Consider the following 5055-nt stretch of genomic DNA (forward strand, 5'->3'; position numbering starts at 1 on the left):
CTGGTGGACTTCGGCATCGCCAAGCGGCTGGATCTGCCGGGCGAGGCGGCCGACGTGGCCACCGCCACCCGCCAGCGTGTCATGACGCTCGCCTACGCCAGCCCCGAGCAGGTGCTGGGTCAGCCGGTCACGCCGGCCAGCGACGTGTATTCGCTCGGCGTGGTGCTCTACCGCCTGCTGACCGAAACCAGCCCCTACCCCGGCGACACCGCCAGCAGCGACTTCGCGCTGAGCCAGGCTATCTGCAACGACGAGCCGGTGTCGCCGAGCATGGCGGTGCCTGCCAACCGCACATTGCGCCAGCGCTTGAAGGGTGACCTCGACGCCGTCGTGCTGATGGCATTGCGCAAGCAGCCGGCCCGCCGCTATGCGAGCGCCGAGCAGCTGTCCGACGATCTGTTCCGCCACCTCGAAGGGCTGCCCGTGCAGGCGCGCCGCGGCGCCTGGAGCTACCGCGCCGGACGCTTCGTGCTGCGCCACCGCGCGGTCATGGGCGCCGCGCTGGTGGCCAACCTGGCCCTGGTCGCGGGCCTGAGCCTGGCCGCCTACGAAGGCATCGAAGCCAAGCGGCAGAAAGAGCGCGCCGAAGAACATTTCGCCAGCGTGCGCGCCCTGGCGAACATGCTGGTGTTCGACGTGCACCAGGCCATCGAGCAACTGCCCGGCTCCACGCCGGCGCGACAGATGATCGTGAAGAACGCGTTGACCTACCTGGAGCGGCTGGGCGCCGAGGCGCAAGGCGATGCCCAGCTGAAGGTCGAGCTCGCGACCGGCTACCGCCAGATCGGCGACATCCAGGGCGGACCCCTGGCCTCCAACCTGGGTGACCCCAAGGGTGCACGGGCCAGCTACGAGCGCGGCCTGGCTCTGTTGGAGCCCTTGCCGACCAGCGAGCTGCCGCCCAAGACGGCGGAAGCGGTGCGCCTTGAAACCAGCCGCACAGCCCGGGTGCTGTCGGTGCTGCTGGCTTCGCAAGGTGAGCTCGACGCCGGCGCCAGACGCGCCGAGCAAGGCATTGCCGCGGCGCGCCGCCAACTGGAGGTCGACCCGAACAACCCATCGGGCCAACGCCAGCTGGCCACCTTGTTGGGGGCACTCGCGCAGATCCACCAGTTCGCTGGCCACGACAAGGAGTTTGCGCCTGCGGTGGACGAGTCCATCACCTTGCTGGAACGCCTGTTTGCCAGCCAACCGGACGACGTGTCGACGGGCGGCAACCTGGCCAGCATGTACGGCCTGCGCAGCCAGCACCTGGCCCAGGGCCCGACGCCGGAGCGCGATGCTCCAGCGATGCTGACCGACCTGAACCGGAGCGCGGAGGTGTTGAACGGCCTGCTGAAGACCCACCCCGACAACACCATCCTGAAGGCCAACCTGGCCGTGGTCTACGACCACAGCGGTTATGCCCTGATGCTGCTCAAGCGCATGGATGAAGCCGTCGCCTCCCACCGGCAGGCCGTGGACGTGCTGAAGCCGATGGTCGCCAAGGACCCGAGCAACGTGATGCTGCGGGTCGACCTCGGCACCTTCAGCGGCGAACTGGCCGACACGCTGCTGGCCGCCGGCCAGTGGCAAGCTGCCGTCGAAGCAGCCCGGGAGGCACTCGATGCCTTTGACCAGGTGYCGGAGGAAGCTCGCGCCAATCTGGTCTCCCAGCGCGACCATGGCATGGCGTACTACAACATGGCCAGCGCGTTGAAGGCACGGGCCGAAGCACCGCGGCAGCCCGCCGCCTCAGTGCGCGCCGACAAGGCCGAAGCCTGCCGCTACCTGCGCAAGAGCGACGCGCTGTTCAAGGCCCACGAAGCCAAGTTCGGCACCGGCGCGCCCAGACCGAAACTGGAGGACGAGCTGCGCGACTGCCCTGCGTAGCCTCAGGCCGGCTGAGCTAGTGTCCTGTCCCGCAGATAACTGTCATTGCGACGGGCCGCAATGGGGATGATCGCGAGTCGACGAGCCAGGTTGATACCTGGCGGTATCAGCCTGGCTTGGCGGCGCTGCGAGTGCCCCATTTCGGCCCGCCCTACGGGTTCGACCAGATGGCGCGCTCGCGCGCCCGGCCGTCAGGACAGATACGCCCGGTATCTGCCCAGCCGCCCGACCGCACGATCATCACCATCTGGTCGAATCTCAATGGCAGTTTTCTGTGGGACAGGACACTAGGGCAACGCCCTTCTCGCCCGCATCACCAGCGCCCATTTCCGTCCTGTGTCGAGGTCGAAGGACACCCGGCCCATCTCGTCCAGCTCGACGGTCGTTTTCGCCACGGTCTGATGGACGTTGCCGCCGATCGACTCGAGCGTGTGGTGGATGGGGTCCACGCTGACCACCACGTCGCAATGCATCGCAACGCCCGGAGCGATGTTGCCGACAGTCGCCGGCGCGATGGGCGACGGTATCCCGTTCTCGCCCGTTCTTCCTGCGCAGATCAGATCACCGGGCACCGCTGCCGCGGGCGTCGGCACCACTTCGTACGCCGACGCGTACCCGTCGCGCGCGGCGGCGACGTAGACGGCATGCCGGTGGCTGCGCTGAAACTCGCTCTGTGAGATGTTGGCCTCGGCCATCACGGCGCTGATGAAGGCGGCAGACCACGCGCCGGTCGAGATCGGCGCTTCCGGCCCGGGCCATTGCCACTCGCAAACGTCGTTGCGGGTGCAGTCATGGTGGAACACTTCGCGCACCTGGGCCCAGTACTCGTCCACCACCGGGCAGAGCGCGTTGGTCTGCTCCTGTCCGCAGCCAGTTTCCACCTCCTGGCAAGACCCATCGGACACCACCAGGCAGAGCTCGTTGCCGGGCATGCCGTAGGTGCGCATCGAACCCCAGCGCGTCCATTCGGCTTCAGCCGCACCGATCAGGCGGGCGATCTGGGCATCGGACAAGGCGGTCGGGGCGATCTTGCGTTGGCCGACAGATGCACAGCTCGCCAGCAAAGGCAGCACCACGGCCGCCACGCGCCAGTTGATGCTGTTGAACGACGTGCCTAGCCGCCCCGTCATTGAGGCCCTCGAGTCTCCAGCGAACTCAGTCCGGCGCGCAAGGCGAACCGTGTCAGCTGCGCAATGCCCTGGATCTGCAGCTTGGCAAAGACGTGCTCGCGGTGCGTGGCCACGGTCTTGCCGCTGAGGTGGAGCTGTTCGGCGATCTGCTGGGTCGAAAAACCCTCGGCCAGCAGCTGGACCATCTGGCGTTCGCGTGGTGTCAGCCGCTGCAGCGCGGGGTCGGCTGCCGGCACGCCGCTGCTCTGAGCCAGCACCTGGCCCAACAGTTCACCGCTGAGAAAAAGCTGCCCCGCGTGGACCCGACGTATGCCGCGCGCCAGTTCGTCAAAGGAGTTGTCCTTCAACACGAAGCCGCTGGCGCCGGCATCCAGCGCGGCCTGCACCTGCTGCGGGTCCGATTGCATGCTCAGGCACAGCGAACGACAAGCCAGCGGCTCGCTGCGCAGGCGGCGAATGGCCTCCAGGCCATTCATGCACGGCATGGACAAATCCACCAGCAGCACGTCCGGCTGCCATTCGCGGGCCAGGCGCACCAGCTCCATGCCGTCACGCGCCTCGGCCACCACCTCGATGTCGCTCTCACGCTCCAGCAGCGCGACGAGGCCCTGGCGCACGCAATGATGGTCGTCCGCAATGATGACGCGGATCATCACGGTGCCCAGCTGATGCGGGCCTGCACACCGTCTCGGTCGCTGTTGCGCCAGCGCAGTCGGGCCCCGATGCGGCTCAGCTCGCGCCGGGTCGTGCGCAACCCCAGCCCTTGGCTCGGCAGCGCGGCTCGCCGCCGGGGCTCGGCGTCCGTCGAGCCTGGGCGTTCGGTGATCGTGATGCTCAGGCGGTGCGGCAGGATGGACAAGCGGGCATCCACTCCGGCCCCCTGGCCATGCTTGCAGGCATTGACGAGCAGTTCGCGCGTCGCGCCCAGCAGGATCTCGCAGGCCTGTTCCGACACCGGCAGCTGCATGCCCTCTATCGTGCAGCTGACGGGCGTCGCCTGTAGCGCATTCAACCGGCGCACGCAGGCGTTCAGGCCGCTGGGCAGATCAGGCTCGGTGTTGCCGGCAATCGGCTGTCCGATGCTGCTGATCAGCGAGCGCAGTTCCTGCAGGGCTTCTCGCAGCAACACCCGCGCACGCTGCAGGGCTTGCGAATCCGCCTCCGCCTGAACCTCATCCATCTGCAGCACGGCCAGACACAGGCATTGCCCAAGACCATCGTGCAGGCGTTGCTGCAGCTGACGCGCACGGTCGCCATCCAGGTCGGCATGGTTCATTCTTATCTCCCTGTTCGAACCCACGAGAGGCCGGCTGCCGTTCAAGGGCGGTCCGCGTGGATCTCGTACCTGTTGCCTGCCGCGAATGCTGGACCACTTCGCTCGGCAAGTCAAAGCGTCAGGTCATTCGGGGACTTCCGGCAGATTACGTGCCCTGATCCAGGGCAATCCATTACGGTCTATTACAGCGAAGCGGATCAGAAATTTTCTGAGCTGAAATCAGCAGGCAGACGATTGGTGCGGCGCTGAACCGCGCCTAAGGTGGCAAGCGTGTCCACCCTGCCCTTCACGCCATGATCGACGCCGCCTTGGGCCTGATGGCCGGGCAGCTCAACGAGCATCTGCGCCGGCGCTTCCAGCTCAGCGAAGACCTCGCCGTGCTGTCGAACCTGCTGGAGCAGAACGGCTCGCTGGTGCCGCTGGTGGCCAACAAGCTGGTGCTGTTTCTCGCCGGAGTGGAGCGCGACACCATCGCTCACCGCGCTTCGAGCCCGAACCTGGGGCTGCAGGCACAACAGCTCACCACCGGCGCCCCGGTGTACCTGAACCTGCTGGTGATGTGCGCGGCCAACTTCAGCGGCGGCAACTACCCCGAGGCGCTGAAGTTCCTGTCCAGCGCGATTGCCTTCTTTCAATCGCACCAGGTGCTGGACCAGCACAACGCCCCGGGGCTGGACGCCCGGCTGGAGCGCCTGGTGCTGTCGATCGAGAACCTGAGCAGCTCCGAGATGCACAGCCTGTGGGGCATTCACAGCGGGCGCTACCTGCCCTCGGTGC

General features: G+C 67.1%; 5 protein-coding genes. 2 read left to right on the top strand and 3 right to left on the bottom strand.

The annotated features are described in order from the left end of the window. The coding region (locus tag AC1DYI_RS26150; RefSeq protein ID WP_477207054.1) for a protein kinase domain-containing protein at positions 1 to 1872 on the top strand (1872 nt) is incomplete at its 5' end. Between the two features lie 287 nt (positions 1873 to 2159). Here AC1DYI_RS26150 and AC1DYI_RS26155 read toward each other — a convergent pair. From AC1DYI_RS26155 to AC1DYI_RS26165, 3 genes are read right to left on the bottom strand one after another with little or no spacing between them, the layout of a single operon-like run. Beyond that, positions 2160 to 3002 (bottom strand): DUF2272 domain-containing protein, encoded by an 843-nt coding sequence (locus AC1DYI_RS26155; protein WP_477207055.1) that lies wholly within the window; start codon positions 3000 to 3002, stop codon positions 2160 to 2162. After that, complete coding sequence (locus tag AC1DYI_RS26160) at positions 2999 to 3655, bottom strand: response regulator (RefSeq protein ID WP_477207058.1); 657 nt, start codon at positions 3653 to 3655, stop codon at positions 2999 to 3001. Before AC1DYI_RS26160 ends, AC1DYI_RS26155 begins: the two co-directional genes overlap by 4 nt. Further along, positions 3655 to 4278, bottom strand: coding sequence for a sensor histidine kinase (locus AC1DYI_RS26165; RefSeq protein WP_477207056.1), 624 nt, complete (start codon positions 4276 to 4278; stop codon positions 3655 to 3657). Before AC1DYI_RS26165 ends, AC1DYI_RS26160 begins: the two co-directional genes overlap by 1 nt. A gap of 293 nt (positions 4279 to 4571) precedes the next feature. Here AC1DYI_RS26165 and AC1DYI_RS26170 point away from each other — a divergent pair. Further along, positions 4572 to 5055: Pvc16 family protein (locus AC1DYI_RS26170; protein WP_477207057.1), on the top strand; the 484-nt coding region annotated here is incomplete at its 3' end.

Source organism: Ideonella sp. P3_A4 (assembly GCF_056403075.1).